This is a genomic window from Planctomycetota bacterium, from assembly GCA_035574235.1.
Classification (GTDB): domain Bacteria; phylum Planctomycetota; class MHYJ01; order MHYJ01; family JACPRB01; genus DATLZA01.
Genome location: DATLZA010000027.1, coordinates 15,335 through 35,478, shown reverse-complemented (window position 1 = coordinate 35,478; position 20,144 = coordinate 15,335). Strand labels below are relative to the sequence as shown.

Below are 20,144 nucleotides of genomic sequence, written 5' to 3'. Positions count from 1 at the left end.
ATCCCCGTTCGGTCCCCGGAACGATTACTGCCGCGGCAGGGGTCGGTACTCGAGGATGACGGGTTTTCCGGCCCGCTCGAGGGTGATCCGAAGCCCGGAGCTCTGGCGCAGGGCGGGGCTGTTCATGAGCGTTCGGATGTCGGCGAGGCTCGTGAGCGGCTGGCCGTTGATGTCCTTGACGACGTCCCCGGGGATCAGGCCGCGCATGGCGCCCAGCGATCCGGGCGCGACGCTTTCGATCTTGAGTCCCCCGCCGGCGTAGGGCGTCACCTGGAACTCCTGGTCCATGATGCGGTCGCTGTTCTGGAGGGCCCAGTCGATCTCGTCGGGATCCATGCCCCAGACCTGGCGGTTCTCCGCGGAGGCCAGCAGGCGGCTGCGGAACCCCTCGGGGTTGTAGGGCTGACCGGCGCGGTTGGCGCGCGGGCCGGCGGGACCGGCGGCGCGGGGCGTCCCGGGACCGGAAGGTCCGGAAGGGGCGTTGGGGTCGAGCGTCAGGGTCTCCCGCAGGGTCCCGTTCGTGAACGTGGCCGTGTCCTTGGTCACCTCGACGAGCGTCCAGCCCCGATACTCTTCGAAGGGCTGCCCGTCGTGCAGGATCGGCTCCCCCACGTAGGCCACCAGGTCCACGTTCCGCGTCGGGGACTTGATGAACGCCACGGCCTGGCGGGGATCCTTCTCGGTCGGCAGCGTTCCCTTGAGGACGGCGCGGAAGGTGGGAGCGGCGGGCCCGGCTCCCCTGGCCCGAGGCTCCAGCGGATTCGGAAGGGACCGCAGCACTCCGTCCCCGGGCCCCGCGGGGCGCACGACCTCCGCGCGGGGGGCTTCGTCCTGAAAGACGACGCCGTCGAGGTTCCCGCGCGCCGGCGTGAGAAGAAAGAACCAGGCGAACGCGGCGATTCCCAGCCCGAGCAGGCCGTTGAGCGCCCAGAGAAGGCCGTTGAGCAGCTTGACGTCGTTCATGGGCGTCCCGGGGGCTCCGTCACCGCCGCCCGAATCCGCCCCCCCCGCCGCCGAAGTGGCGCTGCGCGTCCTTGGAGATGCCGCGCAGCTCGAGCTTGAGTTCGTCCGGACTGTCGGCGGCGCTGAGCGCGTCCTCCAGCGTGATGAGGTCGCGCTCCAGGAGCGATTTGAGCGACTGGTTGAAGGTCATGCATCCGTAATAGCTTCCGTCTTTTAACGCCTTGTACAGCTCCCGGGTTTTCCCGTGCAGGAGAAGTTCCTGGATGGTGGGGGTGGAGGTCATGAGCTCCACCGCCGGCATCCGGGCGGCGCCGTCCTTGGTGGGCAGGAGCCTCTGGGAAATCACCCCCTGCAGCAGCATCGAAAGCTGAAGCTGGAGGAAGGCGTGCTGGTGAGGGGGGAAGAAGTTGATGATCCGGTCCACCGTCTGCATGGCGTTCAGGGAGTGCAGCGTCGAGAAGACGAGGTGTCCGGTCTCGGCCGCGTGGATGGCGGCCTCCATGGTTTCGAGGTCCCGCATCTCGCCGATGAAGAGGACGTCGGGCGACTGGCGCACGGCGTGCTTGAGGGCGGAGACGAAGGAGTCCGTGTCCTGACCGATTTCCCGCTGCTCGATGACGCACTTCTTGTCGGTGAAGGTGAACTCGATCGGGTCTTCGATCGTGATGATGTGCCGTTCCTCGGTCTGGTTGATGTAATCGATCATCGCGGCGATGGTGGTGGATTTTCCGGAGCCGGCCGTTCCCGTCACGAGAATCAGTCCGCGCGGCAGGAGCGCCAGGCGGCGCAGCGCCTCGGCCGGCAGATTGAGCTCCTCCAGCGTCGGAATTTTCGAATGGATGTGCCGGAAGACCATGCCGATGTAGCCGCGCTGGCGGAAGACGTTGGCCCGGAAGCGCCCCACGCCGTAGATTTCGTAGGAGACGTCCACCTCGCCCTTCTCGGCGAACTTCTTCTTGGCGAAGTCGTCGCAGACTTCGTTGTAGATCTCCATCATGTTTTCTTCGGTGAGCGGCGGGGCGGACATGGACACCACCCGGCCGACGACGCGCATGGCGGGAGGAACGCCCACCTTGAGGAAGAGGTCCGACGCCTCTTCCTTGACCATCGCCGCGAAGATCCTGGCCAGTTCCATTCCGCGTCCTCCAACGGGCCCCCTGCCCCGACGCCGCCTATTCTATACCACGCTCCGAGGCCAGGACGCGGAAAAGTTCCCCCGCCAGCTCCCGAAGCCCTTTCCCCGTCGCCGCGGAAATCTCCAGCACCCGCCGCTTCTCTCCGAGAGCGCGGCGAAGCGCCTCGGCGTTCTCCCGCGCCCCGGGGAGATCGATCTTGGTCGCCACGACGACCTCGGGCTTGGCCGCCAGGGCGGGGCTGTACCCCTCCAGCTCCCGCCGCACCGTCCGGTAGGCGTCCACGGGCGGGCGAAGCGCCTGCGGCGAGACGTCCACGAGGTGGACGATCAGGCGCGTGCGCTCGATGTGCCGCAGGAACCGGTCTCCCAGGCCCTTCCCTTCATGGGCTCCCTCGATGATGCCCGGAAGGTCCGCCACGACGAGGGTCCGGAAGTCGTCGCCCTTCAGAATCCCGAGGTTCGGAACGAGCGTGGTGAAGGGATAGTCGGCGATCTTGGGACGGGCGGCCGACAGGCGCGACAGAAGCGTCGATTTCCCCGCGTTGGGAAGACCCACGAGCCCCACGTCGGCGATCATCTTGAGTTCCAGCCGCACGCGGCGCTCCTCCCCGGGCCGGCCGGGCTCCGCGCGGCGGGGAGCCTGATGCGTGGGCGTGGCGAAGTGCTGGTTCCCGCGCCCCCCTTTGCCGCCGCGGCAAAGCACGATCCGCTCCCCGTGGCGCCGGAGATCCTTGAGCACCACCCCGCGATCGGCGTCCCGAACCAGGGTTCCCACGGGGACCTTGATCACGAGGTCGCGTCCCTTCTTGCCGCTCTGGTTGCGACCCCGGCCGGGCTCCCCGTTCTGCGCGACGAACCGGGGAATATGGATGAGATGGTAGAGGGTGTTGTAGTTCTCGTCCGCCTCGAGGACGACGTCGCCCCCCTTGCCGCCGTCGCCCCCGTCGGGGCCCAGCTTGGGACGGTACTTCTCGCGAAGGAAGGAGACGCAGCCGGCTCCGCCGTCGCCCCCCTTCATCCGAACGGTGACTTCGTCGCGGAACATGGGGAGGGACGCCGGGCGCCCGAGCGGCCGCCCGGCCCGTTACGGGGCCACGATGTCGGTGATCTTGACGAGGGTCTTCCGCGAGCGATGCCCGCGGGTGCGGTGGTAGCCTTCGCGGCGGCGGTACTTGAAGACGCGGATCTTCTCGCCCTTGAAGTTCCGGACGACCTCGGCCAGGACCTTGGCGCCGGCCACCAGAGGCGCGCCGATCCGGGCCTTCTGGCCGTCGTGCAGGAGCACCACCTCCGTGAACTCGATCCGCTCCCCCTCCGCGGGGCCCTGGCGGTCGAGCTCCAGCGTCTGCCCCTTCTCGGCGCGATACTGCCGCCCGCCGTTCTTGAAGATCGCGTACATGGGGGGATCCTTATATCAGAAGGCCCCGGCCGGGGCAAGTTTTTTCGGGGCGCCGGCCCGCCGCCTCAGCGCACGAAATCCACGACCTTTTCTCCCGCGGCGTTGTAGCAGGAGAACTCCACGCGGTTCGAGGCCAGTTCCCGCGTGGCCGTCAGATGAATCCGCTTGCGGTGCCGCTCCTCGAGCTTCTGAAGGTCCTCCATGCGCTCCTTGAGGTAGCCCGCCACGTCCGGGCTCACCCGGGCTTCGACCACGGCGATGTCCCCGCGGTCCAGGGTGGACTTGAGCGCCCGGAGAACCTCGAGCGCCACGGACTCGGTGTTCTTGACCACGCCCGTTCCGCCGCAGGTGGGGCAGGGCTCGTGGGAGACGACGTCGAGGCTCGGCCGGATCTTCTGCCGCGCGATCTGCAGCAGGCAGAACTGCGACAGCGGCAGGATCACCATCTGCGAGCGGTCCTTGCGGGCCTCCCGGCGGGCCAGCTCCTCGAGCTCCCGCTTGTGGCGCTCCATCTTCATGTCGATGAAGTCGATCACGATGATCCCGCCCAGGTCGCGCAGGCGGAGCTGCCGGAAAATCTCGCGCGCCGCCTCGAGGTTGGTCTTGAGGGCCAGATCCTCGGGATTCGCCTCCCGCACGAGGCGCCCGGAGTTCACGTCGATCGCCGTCATCCCCTCGGCCCGCTCGATGACGATGGAGCCCCCCGAGGGGAGATGAACGGTCCGCGCGTTGAGCTGCTCGATCTGGGACTCGAGGTCGTAGCGGTGAAACAGCGGCGTGGCCCCCTCGTAGAGTTCCAGCCGATCGCGGTACCGGGGCATCACGTGGTCGAAGAATTCGCGGAGCCGCTCGAAGACCCCGGCGTCGTCCACCACGATCTTCTCGATCTCGGGAGTGAAGAAGTCGCGCACCGTCCGCAGGACGAGCTCGGTCTCCTGGTAGAGAAGCGCCGGGGCGTGCGCGGTCCGGGCGCGCGCCTCGACGGCGCTCCACACCCGCAGAAGGTATTCGTAGTCGGCGCGCAGGTCCTGAGGGGGCGTGTCGGCCGACGAGGTCCGCACGATGAACCCGACTTCGGAAGGGATCTCCTGCGTGAGCTGCCGCACCGCCTGGCGCAGCGCCGCCCGCTGGGCGGGATCGGTGATCTTCTTCGAGATGCCCATCTTCCGGGAAAGCGGCGTCAGGACCAGGAACCGGCCCGGCAGGGAAATCTCCATGGACACCGAGGGCCCCTTCTCGCCGAAGGGATCCCGGATGACCTGGACGAGGATCTCCTGTCCGGGCCTCAGGAGGTTCTGGATGAACCGCTTGGGCCCCCGGGCGGGCCGGCCGGGCCGGGGCCGATGGTAGGGCTCCTCCCCTTCCCCCACGACCTCGGACACGTGGAGAAAGGCGTTCCGTTCGAGACCCACGTGAACGAACGCGGCCTGCAGACTCGCGTGCACGTTCTCCACGCGGCCCTTGTAGATGTTGCCCACGAGCGTCTCGTGGGTCTTGCGCTCCACATGCAGATCGTCGAGGCGGCCGTCCTTGAGGATGGCGATGCGGGTTTCCTCCTTCTCGACGGCGTTGACGAGCATGAGGCGGCCGGAAGGAATCATGGGCGCACCGCGAGCTCCGTGTAGGTCTTCTTGATCCGGACCGTCTCGTCCAGCGACAGCCCCAGGGCGCGCAGGACCTCGTCCGGCCGGGCGGTGCCCTGGTCGGTCACCCGCAGGCGCAGGAACACCCGGTCGCCTTCCGAGTCCAGGGCCATGACGTACGGCCGGATGTCGATCGTGCGGGAGCCCTTGTCCGACACCCGCTCGACGGGGCACTCGGCGCGGGCGAGGAACGCCCGGATCGCGTCGGGGACGCGGCCTCCCTGTCCCGGGCACAGGGCTTCGTATTCGACGAAATCCACATAGGAGCGGTCCTTGCGGTCGAAGGCCTCCACGGAAAGGACGCTCATCCCCTCGGGAAGCTGCGCCGCCAGGAGCCGCTCGATCTGGCGGGGGGCGGTCCAGCCGGTCAGCTCGAACTCGAACACCTCGTCGAAGGATTCGATGCCCAGAGCCAGCGCCGTGGGGAAGGCGAGGATGGGGTGGGGGTTGTACCCTTCGGTGAAGCGCAGGGGCAGTCCCGTCCGCCGCAGGGCCCGTTCCCACAGGCGCATCAGATCGTGGTGGGACAGGAAGCGCATCCGGCCGGTTTTCGTGAACCGCACCCGGTAGGAGAAGATGTTCATGCCGCGACGGGAAGGGAGAGGCGGGAAGGAGCCGGGGCATCCATCCCCGGCCGGACGGCGAATTTTTCTTCGGCGGGCGGGCCGCCCTCGGCGGATCCCGTCCGCTCCGCGCTCCCCGCTCGTCGGGGCATGCCGGCGGGGGGGGCGCCGGTCCGGCCGGCGCCCCCGCCCGGCTTCATTTTACTACTTCGGCGCTTTCTTTTCCTGTTCCTGCTGCTTCTTGCGCAGCTCCTCGAGCTCCTGCCGCTCCTGCTCTTCCCTCAGGCGCAGCTGCCGCTGCAGATCCTGCGAGGGGCCCTGCCCCGAGCGCACGATGCGCGGCGTGATGAAGATGAGGAGATGCTCCTTGCGGATCGTGTCGTTGCGCTGCTTGAAGAGGTAGTTCACCAGCGGAATGTCCTTCAGAATCGGAATCCCCCGGTCCTCGAAGGTCGAACGCTCGACGACCAGTCCCCCGAGGATCGCCGTCCGCCCGCTCTCCAGAACGAGCTTGGTCACCAGCGTGGTCGTCGAGATCCGCGGCAGGTCGATGCTCTGCGGGGCGCCGTTCGAAACGAGGGTGAAGCGTTCGAAGCCCGGCACCGCGGCCACGCCCGACTGTCCGGACAGGAAGTCGTTCTGCGGAATGATCGTCAGGATCACCTTGTTCGAGTCGGCGACGATCTTGGGGATCACGAAGAGCTGGAAGCCCACCTTGACGGGAGACTTCTGAGCTTCGCCGAGGGAGAACTCCAGCCCGCCGAACTGGTTGGTCGTGGTGCGCACTTCGGCGTAGCTGATCGTTTCGCCCACGAAGATCGTGGCCTCCGTGTTGTCCGCCACGGCCAGCGTCGGCTCCTGAAGCAGCCGGGAGAACCGGTCCTGCTTGAACGCCCGGAGGGTCATCGTCATGTCGTACTGAGTCAGGAAGAACTGCTCGCCGGGCGCGTGGAGCTCGTTTCCGAACCCGAAGGGAAGCTTGGTGATCTTGCCGGAGAGGACCTGGCTCGTCACGGGATCCACGACGGTCGAGGGAGGCAGGATGCGGCTGGACACCGTGGCGCCCCCCTGTCCGCCGAGGTCCCAGTTGACTCCGAACGTCAGCAGATCCTCGTTGGTCGTCGAGACGAACTTGACGTCCAGAAGCACCTGCTCCGGCTCCACGTCGAGCAGCGAAATGATCTCGCCGATCTTGTCGAGGGTCACCTTCGTGTCGCGCACGATGAAGGAATTCGTCTGGGGGTCGAAGTCGAGCTTCCCGAGGACCTGGCCGGCCGCGTTGCGCGAAAGCACCGTCTCCAGGGTCTGCTTGAGGACGAACCGGCGCAGCACTTCCTCGATCTGCTGGGGCGGCTGGATCGGCCGGCCGCTGATGAGCTTGCCTTCCTCCACCTTGGCCGTGTAGGTGGGCGGCGGCTGGATGTACCGGAGCCGGAAGACCCGGGTCTCCATCTGCTTGAGCAGCTCGTCCTGGTGAATGATGCGGATGATCCCGAAGTTTTCCCGGACCGTGACGAATCCGAGCGTCTTGACGACGGAGTTGAGAACCTCCTGCCAGGGAACGTTGTTGATCGAAAGGGTGATCGATCCCTTCACGTCCGGAGCCACGATGATGTTGGCGCCGGAGACCCGCGCGATCATGTCGATGACCACCTTGACGTCCGCGTCGCGGAAGTTGAAGGTGAGCCGCGGCGGCCGCGAGAGCATGATGAGGGTGGGGCTGACGTCCTCGATCGAGAGCTCCGCCTTGGCCGCGAAGGCCTCCAGCGCCCGGCGCGCCGGCTCGTTCTCGACGATGAACTCGTCCACCCGGTAGTCGTCGGGGATGTTCCGGTAGTCCACGACGATGTTCCAGCCGGTCTGGCGCCGGAACTCCTCGACGATCTGGCCGACCGTCGCGTTGCGCACGCGAATGGTGACCTGCTGGCGCTCGCGGCGCAGGCGTTCCTCGTAGGCTTCCCGGATGGCCTTGGCGCGGGGGTCCATCTCCTGAGCCCCGGCGCCGCCGGCCGGCGGAGCCGGAGGGGGCTCCTGCTGCGCCCGGGCCGGAGCGGCGGTCAGGGCCGACGCGGCGAACACGGCGAGCGAAAGGCGGACGCCGATCATGGCAAGCGTTCTCCGAAAAATTCCGAGCCCGGACGGACGGCTGATCCCTCCCACGATATCCCTCCCTGAGTCCCTCAGGACCCCCGTTTATTGGCGGATGCCGACGTCGCGGGTCTCCTCCCGCAGCGAAACCTGCACGCCGTGGGGCCAGATCTTCTCGACCCGCACCCCCTCGCCTTCCACGACGTCGCCGACCCGGTAGACCTTGTCGTTGATGACGGCCAGCCGGCTCGGCTTGATGAACCGGACCTCCTGGGGCGCGCCCGCCACGTGCCCGAAAACCGCAACCGACGGATCGATGGGCTGGAAGGTCCATTCCTCGTAGGCGATCGTCCCCGTCAGCACGATCTTCTTGCGCGCCAGCTCCATCCGGGTGCGGCACTTGGCCACGAGCGGCTCCACCTTGGCCACCCATCCGGCCAGCAGCAGAAGCTGCGGCGTATCCTGAAGCTCGGGCCGGTCCTGCGCCTTGCGCAGCTCCTCGACCCCCTTGGCCATCTCGTCGCACTCATCCCGGTCGAAAAGCTCCATGACGCGCACGTAGACGAGCCGGAGCTTCTTCATGAGGCGCTCGGCGCCGCCCCACACCTCCTCGGTCTGGCGGCGCAGCTCCTCGGCCTGCCTCTGCACATCCTGCCCCTGCGGCCGTTCCTGGAGGAACTTGCGCAGGGCCTGGTGGAGGGCCAGGAGTTTCTGATAGATCTGCTCCCCCTCCGCTTCCCGGTTCTCCTCGCGGGCCTTCCGAAGGTCCTCCAGAAGCTTCTGCCCCTCTTTCAGCCGCGCCTGCACCTGGCCGGCGTCGGTGATGCGGACGTCCTCTTTCTTCTCCCCGGCCCCGGCGCCCTCCTTCTCCTTGGCCCGCAGCGTCATGGCCAGGTCCTTGCGGAAGGGGTCCCGCCGCGCCCTCTGGCGCAGGCGGGTCTCATGGCCCACCGCCTCCTCCTCGCCCTTGACCAGGATCATGCGCAGGCCGCCCCGCCGCGTCTCCTCGACGATGCGGCCGAACTTGTCGATGAACGCGTCCATGAGCTCCCAGTCGCGGTTCATCGCCGGCGGCGGCTTGAGATACGACACCCGCGTGACGGGAACCTCCTTCTTGCCCATGTACTCGCGCTTCACCGTCTCTCGCACCTCGATCGACAGGTCGATGACCGGCGGCCCCTGCGCCTGCGGCTGGACCAGAAACACGCGCCGCGTGCCGGGACGCGCCAGGCTCCCGTTCTGCCGCAGCGCGATGAACATGAGCGACCGCGAGAAGTAGACCTCCTCCTCCTGCGGCACCGGGAACTGCCGGCGATCGGTCGCCGAGAGAACCACCTCGAGCGTGCGCTGCCCGCTCTCGTCCACCGTCGCCAGGAGATCCACGTCCACGCCGTTGACGTGGCTGCGCTGCTGCCAGTCCACCGGCGCGTAAGTGTCGTCGAGACGCGCGCGCACCCGGATGGATTCAACGAGCGGCACTTCCTTCCCCGGCTCCTGGGGATCCGGGACCATGACCTCCAGCTCGGCGTCGACGTGATAGTTGTAGCGCCACGGATTGCCCGCCGGGACGCGCTCGATGAACTCGTGGACGAACCCGACGTGCCGGTCCGCCTGCTCGATCTTGTACCACGAGTCGAGCACCCCGGCCAGGTCCACGCGGTCTTGAGGCGCCGCCGGCTCCGGCCGGCGCTCCTGGGGGACCCCTGCGGCCGCCTCGGCCAGCAGCACCCACGTCCCGAACGCCACCGCGAGACGACGCATACGGCCTCCCAGTCGTGAGGATCGCAGCGTTTCCAAGCTGTTGCGGAGTTAATTATAGACCACCCCCCGCGGTTGTCAAATTTATTGCCGGAAAACACCCTTTGACCGGCCCTGCGGACGTTTTTATAAGGAATTCCGGGTCCGGACGCCCCTCATGCTGCTTGTCATCGACAACTACGACTCGTTCACCTACAACCTGGTGCAGGCCCTGGGGGCCCTCGGGGCCGCCGTCGAGGTCGTCCGCAACGACGCCGTCACCGCGCGCGACGTCGAACGCCGGGCTCCCGAACGGATCGTCCTGTCCCCCGGCCCGCGCACCCCGAGCGAAGCGGGCGTCACCAACGACGTCCTGCGCCTCCTGGGCGGCCGGGTGCCCATCCTCGGGGTCTGCCTGGGCCACCAGTGCATCGCCCACGTCCTCGGGGGGCGCGTCGGCCGCGCCCGGCGGCCCGTGCACGGCAAAACGAGCCTCGTGCGCCACGACGGAGCCGGCGTCTTCGCGGGACTTCCCAATCCGTTCCGGGCGATGCGCTATCACTCGCTGGTCGTCGAGGAGCAGGGGCTTCCCGCGGAACTCGAGATCTCCGCCCGCACGCCCGAAGGGGAGATCATGGGCCTGCGCCACCGCTCCTGGCCCCTCGAAGGCGTCCAGTTCCACCCCGAAAGCTACCGAACCGAGGCGGGCCTGGAACTCCTGAGGAACTTCCTGACGCGATAATTGTTGTCAGGCCCGGCCGGCTCCTTATCATGGGGGCCCATATGGTTCCGATCGACCTGTCCGGAAAGATCGCCCTCGTCACGGGCGTGGCCGACAACCAGGGCTTCGCCTGGCACATCGCCAAAGCCCTCCAGGCCGCCGGCGCGCGGCTCGTCTTCTCCTGCCACCCGCGCGTCCTGGGCATCGTCGAAAACTTTCTCACCCGCGAGAAGGACGCGGAAGCCCGCACGCTCCCCTTCGGCGCCGGAACGCTCCGGGTGGAAAAGATCGTCCCCTGCGACGTGAGCTTCGACACGATGGACGACGTGGACGAGGCCACCCGCCGGGATCGGCATTACCAGAAGTACGCGGACTACTCGATCCGCGGATCGGTCGAAGCCGTGGGCCGCGAATTCGGCGGGATCGACATCCTCATCCACTCGGTGGCCTTCAGCCCCGAGATCAAGAACCGCCTCATCGACACGAGCCGCAAGGCGTACCTGACGGCGCTCTCGGTCAGCGCGTATTCCCTTTCGTCGCTCCTGCGGGCGGCGCGTCCCTTCATGGAGGGACGCCCCGGAGGGGCCTCGGCCCTCGCCCTCACCTACATCGGCGGCGAACGCGTCGTGCCCCACTACGGCGGCGGAATGTCGTCGGCCAAGGCCGCCCTCCAGATCGACTGCCGCCAGCTCGCCCACCAGCTCGGACCCGCCGGCATCCGCGTCAATCTCATCTCGGCGGGGCCCTACGCCTCGCGCGCCGCCCGCGCGATCGGCGACATCCAGCAGATGATCGACCACGCCGCCCGGCACAGCCCCCTGCCGCGGCCCATCGAACCCGAGGAGGTCGCCCACGCCGCGGTCTTTCTCTCCAGCCCCCTGGCCTCCGCGATCACCGGCCAGATCCTCTACGTCGACTGCGGCTACAACATCATGGGGGTCTGACGCCGTCCGGGATGTTGACTTGACCGCGGGACGGGCCTACGATGGCCTGCGATGCGCCCGCCCGCGAACTTCCCCCGGGCCGCGCGTTCGGCCCTCCTGGCGGCCCTCGTCCTGGCCGGCTGCGAAGGACGCAAGGAACCGCCCCCCGCCGCCGGAGCGGGCGCCGCCCTCGAACGCGCCCGCCGCCTTCTCGCCGAAGCCGGTTACCCCGACGGGCGCGGTTTCCCCACGCTCGAAGTCCTCTACAACACCGACGAGGCCCACAAGAAAGTCGCCGCCGCCCTCCAGCAGATGTGGCGCAAGAACCTCGGAATCGACGTCGAGCTGCGCAACGTCGAATGGAAGATCTACCTCGACCGCCTGAGCGCTCTCGACTACCAGATCGCCCGCCGCGGATGGATCGCCGACTACCGCGATCCGAACACCTTCCTCGAAATGTTCACCTCCGCCAGCGGCAACAACAACACCGGATGGTCGCACCCGGAATACGACCGGCTGATCCGCGAGGCCGCCGCCGAACCCGACCGCGCCCGCCGTTCGACGCTCCTTTCCCGCGCCGAAAAGATCCTCCTGCGCGAGGCGGCCGTGGTGCCCCTCTACTTCTATGTCAGCCAGAACTGCTGGAAGGAGCACGTCCGCGGTCTCTACGAGAACGTTCAGGACATCCATCCCCTCGCCGAGGTCCGCGCCGAGGGGCGCGAGACCCTCGTCATCCACAACGGAAGCGAAGTCCAGACCCTCGACCCCGCGCTCGCCCGCGGCGCCCTCGAATACCGCGTCCTCATCGGCCTCTTCGAGGGCCTCGCCACCCCGGACCCCCGCACCCTCGAGCCGCGCCCCGGCGTCGCCGAACGATGGGACATCTCCCCCGACGGAAAGAAATATACGTTCCATCTGCGCGAGGCCGCCTGGAGCGACGGCCGTCCCGTCACGGCGGAAGATTTCGTCTACGCCTGGAGGCGGGCCCTCGACCCGGCCACGCTTACCGATTACGCCCACATCCTCTTCGCCGTCAAGGGCGCCCAGGCCTTCCACGAGAAAAAGACCTCCGACCCTTCGACCGTGGGCGTCCGCGCCCGGGACGCCCGCACGCTCGAGGTGGAACTCGAACACCCCTGCCCCTACTTTCTGGACCTGACCGGCTTCATGACGTTCTATCCGGTCCGCAAGGATGTCCTCGAACGGCACGGCGCCGCCTGGACCCGGCCGGAGCATATCGTCACCAACGGCCCTTTCCGTCTGGCGGAGTGGAAGCCCACGGATTCCCTGACCCTGGAAAGGAACCCGCGCTACTGGAACGCCGCCGCCGTCCGCCAGCCCCGGATCAAGTTCCTGCCCATCGAAGACCGGGTCACCGCCTGGAACCTCTATAAGGAAGGAACCATCGACTGGATCACCGCCCTTCCGATCGACCAGATCGAGGAGATCATGAAGCGGCCGGACTACCGCGGGGGCGACTACTTGGCCACCTACTTTTACTCCTTCAACGTCCGCCACGGTCCCCTCCGCGACGTCCGCGTGCGCCGCGCGCTGGCCCTCGCGGTGGACCGGGAAGCCCTCGTGCGGCACGTCCTGCGGCAGGGACAGAAGCCCGCCTACCATTTCGTCCCGCCCGCCTGGAAGGACTACACGAGCCCCCGCCTGGACGCGGAGGATTGACCTCCCGTGCTCGCGTTCACCCTGCGCCGCCTCCTCCAGGGAATCCTCACCCTCTGGGTCGTCGCCACGCTCTCCTTCGCCGTCACCCGCATCGCCCCCGGCAGCCCCTTCACCACGGAGCGCGCCGTCCACCCGGAAGTGCTGCGGAACTTCGAGGCGTTCTACGGACTCGACCGGCCGATCCTCGTCCAGTACGCCCGCACGATGGCGCGCTACGTCCGGGGGGACCTGGGCCCCTCCCTCTATTACCGCGACCTCAGCTGCAACGATATCGTCTGGCCGGGCCTGAGGAAATCGGCGGTCCTGGGGGCGCTGGCGGCCTTCCTGGCGCTCGGCATCGGCCTGCCCCTGGGCCTCCTGGCCGCCGCCCGCCAGAACCGCTGGCCCGACACCCTGGCCATGAGCCTCTCGATCGCCGGCATCTGCGTACCCAACTTCCTCCTCGGACCGATCCTCGTCCTCGTCTTCGCCATCGGCCTGGGCTGGCTTCCGGCGGCGCTCTGGCCCGAGGACTGGACGCGCCTTTCGGAACTCAAGAAGCTCGTGCTTCCGTCCGTGACGCTCGCCCTGGTCCATATCGCCTACATCTCTCGGCTCGCGCGCGCCGGAATGCTCGACGTCCTCCATAAGGACTTCATCCGCACCGCCCGCGCGAAGGGCCTGCCGGAACGCGCCGTCTTTCTCCGGCACGCCCTCAAGAACGGCGTCACGCCCGTCGTCTCCTACCTCGGCCCCATGGTGGCCGTCCTCGTCACGGGATCGCTCGTCGTCGAGTCGGTCTTCGCGATCCCGGGCCTCGGCCAGCACTTCGTGAAATCCGCCCTCAACCGGGACATGAACCTCATCATGGCCTGCGTTCTCGTCTACACGGCGATCGTCATCGCCATGAACTTCGCGGTCGACCTCCTCTACGGGATCCTCGACCCGCGGGTGAGGGTCCACTGATGGGAGCCGAGGAAAGCCGGTCCCCGACCCGCCTGGCCCTGCGCCGGTTCCGGCGCAACCGGCGCGCCCTCGTTTCGGCGGCGCTTCTGGGGCTCCTCGGGCTGGCGACGTGGGTCGTCCCCTGGGCCAGCCCGCACGATTACCGCGACCAGGACTTCACCTACACCCTGGGCCGCCCCAACTCCACGTACTGGATGGGCACCGACGCGCTCGGCCGCGACCTCTTTTCGCGCGTCTTCCGCGGAGGCCGGGTCTCCTTCGCCGTGGCGCTCCTGGCCACCACCGTGAGCGTGCTCGTCGGGACCGCCTACGGCGCCGCCTCGGCGGTCGCGGGAGGCCGGACGGACGCCTTCATGATGCGCGTGGTGGACGTCCTTTACGGACTCCCCCACATCCTGCTCATCATCGTCATCATGGCGCTCGTCGAGTCCCGGAGCCTCGCGTGGGTCTTCCTCGTGATCGGCCTTTTCGGCTGGCTGACGCTCGCGCGGATCGTGCGCGGGCAGGTGCTTTCGCTGCGGGAACGGGAGTTCGTGGAGGCCGCGCGCGCGCTGGGGGCGGGAATGCCCGCCATCATCGTGCGCCACATGGTGCCCAACGTCCTGGGACCCGTGATCGTCTACGCGACGCTTTCCGTGCCGGGCGCGATGCTGACGGAATCGTTCCTCTCCTTTCTGGGCCTCGGGGTTTCGGAACCGGAGACGTCGTGGGGAGTCCTCATCAGCGAGGGCGCCAAGGCGCTCGGCACGGAGCGCAACCTCTGGTGGCTGGTGACTTTTCCCGGGGCGGCCCTGGCGCTGACGCTGTACTGCCTGAACTCGATCGGGGACGGCCTGCGGGACGCCTTCGACGTCCAGCAGCGACCGTCGTGAGGAGGCCCGCCATGCGAGCCCTCGCTGTGCTGGCCGCCGCCGCGGCTCTGGCCGCCTGCGGCCGCTCGGACGCCCCCGCCCCGCCCCGCACGCCCGCCGCCCGGCTCCTGGCGGAGGCGGGATTCCCCGACGGCCGCGGATTTCCCCGCCTGACGATCCTGTACAACCGCGCCGACTGGCACACCCGCATCGCCGCGCGCATCCAGGAGAACTGGCGGCGCGCGCTGGGCGTCGACGTCGACCTCCGGAACGTCGAGTGGAGGGTGTACCTCGACCGCCTGGCCGCGGGCGACTACCAGATCGCCCGCCGCGCCTGGATCGGGGAGTACCTCGACCCCCACGCGTTCCTGGCCCTCTTCCGGCGCGACAGCCGGGCCCATGCCGCCGGATGGAGTTCCGACGCCTTCGAGCGGCTCATGGACGCGGCGGACGCCGAGCCGGACGCGGCGCGGCGGCTCGGTCTTCTGGCCGAGGCGGAGCGCCTGCTTCTGGACGAGGCCGCGGTGGCTCCGATCTATCACTATGTGTCCCACAACTACATCAAGCCGTTCGTCAAGGGGGTCTACCCGAACGTCCGGGACATGCACCCGCTTCAGGGCGTGACCCTGGAGGGTCCCGGCGCGCCGGCCGACGGCGTCCTCGTGTTCAACGGCGCCGAGGAACCCGCCTCGCTCGATCCGGCGCTTTCCCAGGACATCGCGGGCCTCAAGGTCCTCATGCATCTCTTCGAGGGGCTGGCCGCGCCCGACCCGAAGGACGCCCGTCCCGTCCCCGCCGCCGCCGAGCGTTGGGAGGTTTCCCCGGACGGAAAGACCTGGACCTTCCGGCTCCGGGAAGCCCGCTGGTCGAACGGCGATCCGGTCACGGCCCACGATTTCGTCTGGGCGTGGCGGCGCGCGGCGGATCCCCGCACGGCGTCGCCCTATGTGGACCGGCTCTTCGTCCTGCGCAACGCCCGGGCGGTCGCGCGCGGCGAGGCGCCGCCCTCGAGCCTGGGCGTGCGCGCGACGGACGACCGGACGCTCGTGGCGGAGCTGGCGCACGTGGCGCCCTATTTCCCGGAGCTTCTCTGCCTGAACGTCTTCTTCCCGGTCCACCGCGCCACCGTGGAGCGCCACGGCGCCGAGTGGGTCCGCCCGGGAACGATGGTCCACAACGGCCCGTATCGTCTGGAGTCGTGGACCTTCAACGACCGGAAGGTGTTCGTGAAGAACCCGCTCTACCGGGCGGCCCGGGAGGTGAAGCTCGCGAAGTTCGTCTTCCTGAGCGTCGCCGACGACAACGCGGCCTGGCGGCTCTACGAATCCGGCGCCTGCCACTGGCTTTTCCGCGCCCCTCCCGACGCGGTCGACACCTATGCCACCCGTCCGGACCACGTGGCGGCGCCCTACAACGCCGTGTACTACTACGTCTTCAACACGAGCGTCCGGCCGCTCGACGACCCCCGCGTCCGCCGGGCGCTTTCGCAGACCATCGACCGCGAGGGCATCGTCCGTTCGATCCTGCGGGGCGGCGAAACGCCGGCCCTGCGGCTGGTCCCGCCGACGTCCCGTCCGGCCCCGCTTCCGGAGCGATGAAGAACTCCGAGGTCTCCGGCGCCCGGACGTTCAGGACGGAACCCCGCCCCTCCCGGCCGGCACGATCTTCCCCAGGACCACCGCGCGGCGCGCCCCGGTGGCCGAAGGCACGTTCGAGGGACGGCCCCGCAGGGTCTGCGCCGCCAGAAGCGCGAAGGCCGCCGGCTCCCGCGCCAGGGGCGGAAAGCCGTAGACGTCGATCGGCCGCACCGCCGCCGGCCAGAGCATCCATTCCAGATGACGCACCAGCGTCCGGTTGAACGCCCCGCCGCCCGACACCACGACCTCCTGCACCGGACGCGGCGCGAACCGCGCGAACGCGTCCGCGATCGTGCGCGCCGTGAAAAACGTCAGCGTCGCCACCGCGTCGGCGGGACGCCGCCGGAGCTCCCGTCCCAGACGCTCCTCGAGAAAGGCCGGCCCGAAAAGCTCCCGCCCCGTGGACTTCGGCGGAGGCTTCCGAAAGTAGGGATGATCCAGCCGCCGGAGCATCCGAAGATCGATGGTCCCGGACGCCGCCACCCGGCCGCCGGCGTCGTACTCCCGGCCGAACGCCCGGCGCATCGCTTCGTCCAGAAGAACGTTGCCCGGACCCGTGTCGAAGCCGGTGGTCTCCCGGAGCGTCCGCCCCACGAAGGTGAAATTGGCGATGCCTCCGAGGTTCAGAAGCGCCACCGGCCGGCCGCCGAAGACGAACCAGTCGAAATACGGCACGAGCGGCGCGCCCTGCCCCCCCGCCGCCACGTCCGCGGGCCGGAAATCGGCCACGGTCGGAATCCCCGTCTCCTGGGCGATGAAGGAAGGCTCCCCGAGCTGAAGCGTGTGCCGCCCCGGCTCATGCCAGACCGTCTGGCCGTGCGAGCCGATCACGTCCGCGCGGCGCCCCGCCAGGATCCGCCGGGCCGCCCGCGCGAAGAACCGCCCCAGATCCGCGTGAAGCTCCGAGAGCTCCGGCGCCCGCGCCCCCGCCGCCGCCCGCACGCGCTCCCGCAGCGCCTTCGGATACGCCTCCGTCCGGAACGCCAGAAGCTCCACCCGCCGGTCCGCGATCCGCACGAGCGCCGCCGAAACCCCGTCGGCGGACGTTCCGGACATGAGCCCCAGCGCCCGGATCATCGCGCGCCGCCGTCCTCCAGGACCGGCCGGAGCATCCCTCCCGCGGCCTCCAGGAGCCGCTCCGCCTCCTCCCGGGTCACGCCCCGCCGGAGCATCACGATCGCCGTCTTGCACCGGCCTCCCGCCGCCCGCAGCGCCCGCGCCGCGCGCCGCTCCGAAACCCCCGTCAGAATCCGCACGATCCGCCGCGCCCGCGCGTGAAGCTTGTCGGAGCGCGTCTGGAGATCCACCATCAGGTTCTCGTAGACCTTGCCCAGCCGGATCATCGAGGCGACCGTGAGGGCGTTGAGCACCATCTTGGTCGCGGTGCCGGCCCGCAGGCGCGTGGATCCGGCGATCACCTCCGGACCCACCCGCGGGGCGACGACGACGTCCGCCGGCCGGGGCGGCACCCCCCGGCGGTTGCAGGCAACCAGGATCGTCCCCGCGCCCCGCCGGCGGGCTTCCCGGAGCGCCCCGTGCACGAACGGCGTCACCCCGCTGGCGGCGATCCCGACGACGACGTCCGCCGGGCGGATCTTGCGGAGCCGGATCTGCCGCGCGCCGTCGGCGGCGTCGTCCTCGGCCCCCTCCTTGCTCGCCCAGACGCACTCCGGACCGCCGGCCATGACCGCCTGGGCGAGCTCCGGCGGCGTGTCGAAGGTCGGCGGCATCTCGGCCGCCTCGAGCACCCCCAGACGTCCGCTCGTTCCCGCCCCCACGAAGAAGATCCGCCCGCCGCGCCGCAGCCGCTCGACGACCAGCTCGACCGCCCGCGCCAGCCGCGGCCGCTCGGCCGCCACCGCGCCGGCCACCCGCGCGTCCTCGCGGTGAATCGTGGCGAGGATCTCGGACACCGGCATCGCGTCGATCCGCCGCGTGCGCGGATGGCGCTGCTCGGTGAGGAGCCGGTCGAAATCGCGCTTCATGAGCGGGCGGCGGCCGGTACGGAAAGGCGGGCCAGGCGCCGCGCCGCCTCGCGCAGCGTGGGCTTGCGCTTGCAGAAGGCGAACCGGACGAGGTGGCGCCCCCGCGCGGGATCCACGTAGAAAGAGCTGCCCGGAACCACGGCGATCCCGGCCTCCCGCACGAACCACCGGGCGAAGGCCGTGTCGTCCGGGAACCCGAACCGCGAGACGTCGCACATCACGTAGTACGCGCCGGCGGGACGCCGGAACGGACGGAAGTCGGCCGCCTCGAGCGCCGGGTAGAAGACCTCGCGGCGTTCCCGGTACTCGCGCGGCAGGTCCTCGAAGAGCGTCCCCGGCCGGTCCAGAAGCCGCGCCGCGGCGACCTGGAGCGGATGCGGCGCCCCCACCGTGAGGAAGTCATGCACCTTCCGGATCGCGCCGCTCAGCCGCTCGGGCGCGATGCAGTATCCGAGCCGCCAGCCCGTGATCGAAAACGTCTTCGAGAGCGACGAGGTGGTGATCGTCCGCTCCGCCATGCCGTCGAGCGACGCGATCGAAACGTGCTCCCCCTCGTAGACGATGTGCTCGTACACCTCGTCCGTGACCGCCAGGACGTCCCACTTCAGGCACAGCCGGGCGATCGTCTCGAGCTCCCGGCGCGTGAACACCTTCCCCGTGGGATTGTTGGGGGTGTTCAGGACGATCGCCTTCGTGCGCCGGTTGAAGGCGCGCGCCAGCTCCTTCTCGTCCAGGTGCCAGTCCGGAGGATGCAGATGCACGAAGCGGGGCGTGGCGCCGGAGAGGATCGTGTCGGGCCCGTAGTTCTCGTAGTGCGGCTCGAAAAGGATGACCTCCTCCCCCGGATCGACCGCCGCCAGGAGCGCCGAGATCATGGCCTCCGTGGCGCCGCAGGTGACGGTGATATTTCGGTCAGGGTCCACGTCCATTCGGTTGTACTTCTTGTACTTGCGGGCCAGAGCCTCCCGGAGGGCGGGCGCGCCCCAGGTGACGGCGTACTGGTTGACGTCGCGCCGGATGGCCTCGCAGGCGGCGCGCTTGAGCGCCGCGGGGGCCGGAAAGTCCGGAAAGCCCTGAGCCAGGTTGATCGCCCCGTGGCGGTCGGCCAGGCGGGTCATCTCCCGGATGACGCTCTCGGTGAAACGGGCGGCCTTCCTGGAGACGAAGTCCCGGGGCATGGGAAGAACTTTATCGGAAAGCGGGGCGGGCCACAAGAAACGCGCGGGTTTCCGTTGCTCCCGGCCCGGCCCCGCGCTACGTTGGCGGAGGTCCCAATGCGCGGCACGACGCTGATCCGACCGGCGCTCCTGGCGGCTCTGGCCCTCGCAGCGGCCTGCCGCGAGGATTCCGACTCGGACGGCCCTCCCCCCGTCATGCCCGATTTCTCCCTCACCGACGTCAACCCGAACTCGGCCACCTACAATCAGAAGGTCTCGCCCCGCGATTACCTGGATCAAGTCTCGGCCTGGTACTTCGGCCACGCCACCTGAAGCTATTGCCAGACCCAGTTCGGGAAACTGGACGAAATGCAGACCGAGCTTCTGACCGCCAACCCGGCCACCGCCATCCGGATCCTCGGAATCAACGTCCTCGGCGAGGAGTCCGGCAACGGAACGATCACGACGGGCCGGACGATTCCCTGGCTCCAGGACGACATCACGCCCTCGGGGAACGTCTGGTCCCGCTGGGGGGCGTCCAAGGATGACGTTTTCATCCTCGACCGCCAGAACCGCAAGGTCCGCGTGTATAACCTGTTGACCCGCGATCTGGCGAATCCGACGTACTACAACGAACTCAAGTCCCTCCTCCTGCAGACCGCGGGCGAATAGGCCGCCCTGGAGTGTATAATTCATTCGTTCGGGGGGGCCCCGCGC

At 68.9% G+C, this 20,144-nt stretch carries 19 protein-coding genes; 8 read left to right on the top strand and 11 right to left on the bottom strand.

All coding sequences use genetic code 11. The features are described from left to right. Positions 1-24: 24 nt before the first annotated feature. The 8 genes from VNO22_02420 to VNO22_02385 form a co-directional block, all read right to left on the bottom strand. Positions 25-963: a PDZ domain-containing protein gene (locus VNO22_02420; protein ID HXG60206.1), complete on the bottom strand. Its 939-nt coding sequence runs from the start codon at positions 961-963 to the stop codon at positions 25-27. A 19-nt stretch (positions 964-982) separates the two neighbouring features. Next, positions 983-2,098, bottom strand: a complete 1,116-nt coding sequence (locus tag VNO22_02415) for a type IV pilus twitching motility protein PilT (GenBank protein HXG60205.1) — start codon at positions 2,096-2,098, stop codon at positions 983-985. A 37-nt stretch (positions 2,099-2,135) separates the two neighbouring features. Beyond that, positions 2,136-3,143, bottom strand: coding sequence for a GTPase ObgE (obgE, locus tag VNO22_02410; protein HXG60204.1), 1,008 nt, complete (start codon positions 3,141-3,143; stop codon positions 2,136-2,138). Between the two features lie 39 nt (positions 3,144-3,182). Continuing rightward, complete coding sequence (gene rplU, locus VNO22_02405; GenBank protein ID HXG60203.1) at positions 3,183-3,497, bottom strand: 50S ribosomal protein L21; 315 nt, start codon at positions 3,495-3,497, stop codon at positions 3,183-3,185. Positions 3,498-3,562: 65 nt separating this feature from the next. Further along, positions 3,563-5,098 carry an Rne/Rng family ribonuclease gene (locus VNO22_02400; GenBank protein ID HXG60202.1) on the bottom strand — a complete coding sequence of 512 codons (1,536 nt, stop codon included), beginning with the start codon at positions 5,096-5,098 and terminating at the stop codon, positions 3,563-3,565. Next, complete coding sequence (locus VNO22_02395) at positions 5,095-5,724, bottom strand: TIGR03936 family radical SAM-associated protein (protein ID HXG60201.1); 630 nt, start codon at positions 5,722-5,724, stop codon at positions 5,095-5,097. Before VNO22_02395 ends, VNO22_02400 begins: the two co-directional genes overlap by 4 nt. Positions 5,725-5,907: 183 nt before the next feature. Next, positions 5,908-7,809, bottom strand: a complete 1,902-nt coding sequence (locus tag VNO22_02390; protein HXG60200.1) for a secretin N-terminal domain-containing protein — start codon at positions 7,807-7,809, stop codon at positions 5,908-5,910. 87 nt (positions 7,810-7,896) lie between these two features. Further along, complete coding sequence (locus tag VNO22_02385; GenBank protein HXG60199.1) at positions 7,897-9,552, bottom strand: hypothetical protein; 1,656 nt, start codon at positions 9,550-9,552, stop codon at positions 7,897-7,899. A gap of 154 nt (positions 9,553-9,706) precedes the next feature. Between VNO22_02385 and VNO22_02380 the strand changes: the two genes are divergently transcribed. Genes VNO22_02380 through VNO22_02355 form a run of 6 tightly spaced genes read left to right on the top strand, consistent with a single transcriptional unit; the run spans position 9,707 to position 16,246 of the window. Then, positions 9,707-10,270, top strand: a complete 564-nt coding sequence (locus VNO22_02380) for an aminodeoxychorismate/anthranilate synthase component II (GenBank protein HXG60198.1) — start codon at positions 9,707-9,709, stop codon at positions 10,268-10,270. 41 nt (positions 10,271-10,311) lie between these two features. Next, positions 10,312-11,193, top strand: a complete 882-nt coding sequence (locus VNO22_02375) for an SDR family oxidoreductase (protein HXG60197.1) — start codon at positions 10,312-10,314, stop codon at positions 11,191-11,193. Between the two features lie 51 nt (positions 11,194-11,244). Continuing rightward, positions 11,245-12,852: an ABC transporter substrate-binding protein gene (locus VNO22_02370; GenBank protein ID HXG60196.1), complete on the top strand. Its 1,608-nt coding sequence runs from the start codon at positions 11,245-11,247 to the stop codon at positions 12,850-12,852. A gap of 6 nt (positions 12,853-12,858) precedes the next feature. Then, entirely contained in the window at positions 12,859-13,797 is a 939-nt protein-coding gene (locus tag VNO22_02365; GenBank protein ID HXG60195.1) for an ABC transporter permease, read from the top strand. Continuing rightward, positions 13,797-14,669, top strand: a complete 873-nt coding sequence (locus tag VNO22_02360) for an ABC transporter permease (protein ID HXG60194.1) — start codon at positions 13,797-13,799, stop codon at positions 14,667-14,669. Before VNO22_02365 ends, VNO22_02360 begins: the two co-directional genes overlap by 1 nt. A gap of 11 nt (positions 14,670-14,680) precedes the next feature. Further along, positions 14,681-16,246, top strand: coding sequence for an ABC transporter substrate-binding protein (locus VNO22_02355; GenBank protein ID HXG60193.1), 1,566 nt, complete (start codon positions 14,681-14,683; stop codon positions 16,244-16,246). A 30-nt stretch (positions 16,247-16,276) separates the two neighbouring features. Here the strand turns inward: VNO22_02355 and VNO22_02350 are convergent, their stop codons facing one another. The 3 genes from VNO22_02350 to VNO22_02340 are packed head-to-tail and all read right to left on the bottom strand — an operon-like array spanning position 16,277 to position 19,448. Next, the gene (locus tag VNO22_02350; GenBank protein ID HXG60192.1) at positions 16,277-17,362 is read right to left on the bottom strand and encodes an anhydro-N-acetylmuramic acid kinase; all 1,086 of its coding nucleotides are present in this window, start codon (positions 17,360-17,362) and stop codon (positions 16,277-16,279) included. Further along, the gene (gene murQ, locus VNO22_02345) at positions 17,359-18,270 is read right to left on the bottom strand and encodes an N-acetylmuramic acid 6-phosphate etherase (protein ID HXG60191.1); all 912 of its coding nucleotides are present in this window, start codon (positions 18,268-18,270) and stop codon (positions 17,359-17,361) included. The genes VNO22_02350 and murQ overlap by 4 nt, the downstream gene beginning before the upstream one ends. Next, positions 18,267-19,448: an aminotransferase class I/II-fold pyridoxal phosphate-dependent enzyme gene (locus VNO22_02340; GenBank protein HXG60190.1), complete on the bottom strand. Its 1,182-nt coding sequence runs from the start codon at positions 19,446-19,448 to the stop codon at positions 18,267-18,269. The genes murQ and VNO22_02340 overlap by 4 nt, the downstream gene beginning before the upstream one ends. A gap of 96 nt (positions 19,449-19,544) precedes the next feature. Here VNO22_02340 and VNO22_02335 point away from each other — a divergent pair, with 96 nt between their 5' ends. Together VNO22_02335 and VNO22_02330 are read left to right on the top strand one after the other, a co-directional pair. Next, positions 19,545-19,760 carry a hypothetical protein gene (locus VNO22_02335; GenBank protein HXG60189.1) on the top strand — a complete coding sequence of 72 codons (216 nt, stop codon included), beginning with the start codon at positions 19,545-19,547 and terminating at the stop codon, positions 19,758-19,760. Positions 19,761-19,796: 36 nt separating this feature from the next. Continuing rightward, positions 19,797-20,099, top strand: coding sequence for a hypothetical protein (locus VNO22_02330; protein HXG60188.1), 303 nt, complete (start codon positions 19,797-19,799; stop codon positions 20,097-20,099). The last annotated feature ends 45 nt before the right edge of the window (positions 20,100-20,144 follow it).

Coding starts and splice junctions, on each gene's coding strand:
- VNO22_02420 (HXG60206.1), bottom strand. CDS start 963: ATGAACGACGTCAAGCTGCTCAACGGCCTTCTCTGGGCGCTCAACGGC.
- VNO22_02415 (HXG60205.1), bottom strand. CDS start 2,098: ATGGAACTGGCCAGGATCTTCGCGGCGATGGTCAAGGAAGAGGCGTCG.
- obgE (HXG60204.1), bottom strand. CDS start 3,143: ATGTTCCGCGACGAAGTCACCGTTCGGATGAAGGGGGGCGACGGCGGA.
- rplU (HXG60203.1), bottom strand. CDS start 3,497: ATGTACGCGATCTTCAAGAACGGCGGGCGGCAGTATCGCGCCGAGAAG.
- VNO22_02400 (HXG60202.1), bottom strand. CDS start 5,098: ATGATTCCTTCCGGCCGCCTCATGCTCGTCAACGCCGTCGAGAAGGAG.
- VNO22_02395 (HXG60201.1), bottom strand. CDS start 5,724: ATGAACATCTTCTCCTACCGGGTGCGGTTCACGAAAACCGGCCGGATG.
- VNO22_02390 (HXG60200.1), bottom strand. CDS start 7,809: ATGATCGGCGTCCGCCTTTCGCTCGCCGTGTTCGCCGCGTCGGCCCTG.
- VNO22_02385 (HXG60199.1), bottom strand. CDS start 9,552: ATGCGTCGTCTCGCGGTGGCGTTCGGGACGTGGGTGCTGCTGGCCGAG.
- VNO22_02380 (HXG60198.1), top strand. CDS start 9,707: ATGCTGCTTGTCATCGACAACTACGACTCGTTCACCTACAACCTGGTG.
- VNO22_02375 (HXG60197.1), top strand. CDS start 10,312: ATGGTTCCGATCGACCTGTCCGGAAAGATCGCCCTCGTCACGGGCGTG.
- VNO22_02370 (HXG60196.1), top strand. CDS start 11,245: ATGCGCCCGCCCGCGAACTTCCCCCGGGCCGCGCGTTCGGCCCTCCTG.
- VNO22_02360 (HXG60194.1), top strand. CDS start 13,797: ATGGGAGCCGAGGAAAGCCGGTCCCCGACCCGCCTGGCCCTGCGCCGG.
- VNO22_02355 (HXG60193.1), top strand. CDS start 14,681: ATGCGAGCCCTCGCTGTGCTGGCCGCCGCCGCGGCTCTGGCCGCCTGC.
- VNO22_02350 (HXG60192.1), bottom strand. CDS start 17,362: ATGATCCGGGCGCTGGGGCTCATGTCCGGAACGTCCGCCGACGGGGTT.
- murQ (HXG60191.1), bottom strand. CDS start 18,270: ATGAAGCGCGATTTCGACCGGCTCCTCACCGAGCAGCGCCATCCGCGC.
- VNO22_02340 (HXG60190.1), bottom strand. CDS start 19,448: ATGCCCCGGGACTTCGTCTCCAGGAAGGCCGCCCGTTTCACCGAGAGC.
- VNO22_02335 (HXG60189.1), top strand. CDS start 19,545: ATGCGCGGCACGACGCTGATCCGACCGGCGCTCCTGGCGGCTCTGGCC.
- VNO22_02330 (HXG60188.1), top strand. CDS start 19,797: ATGCAGACCGAGCTTCTGACCGCCAACCCGGCCACCGCCATCCGGATC.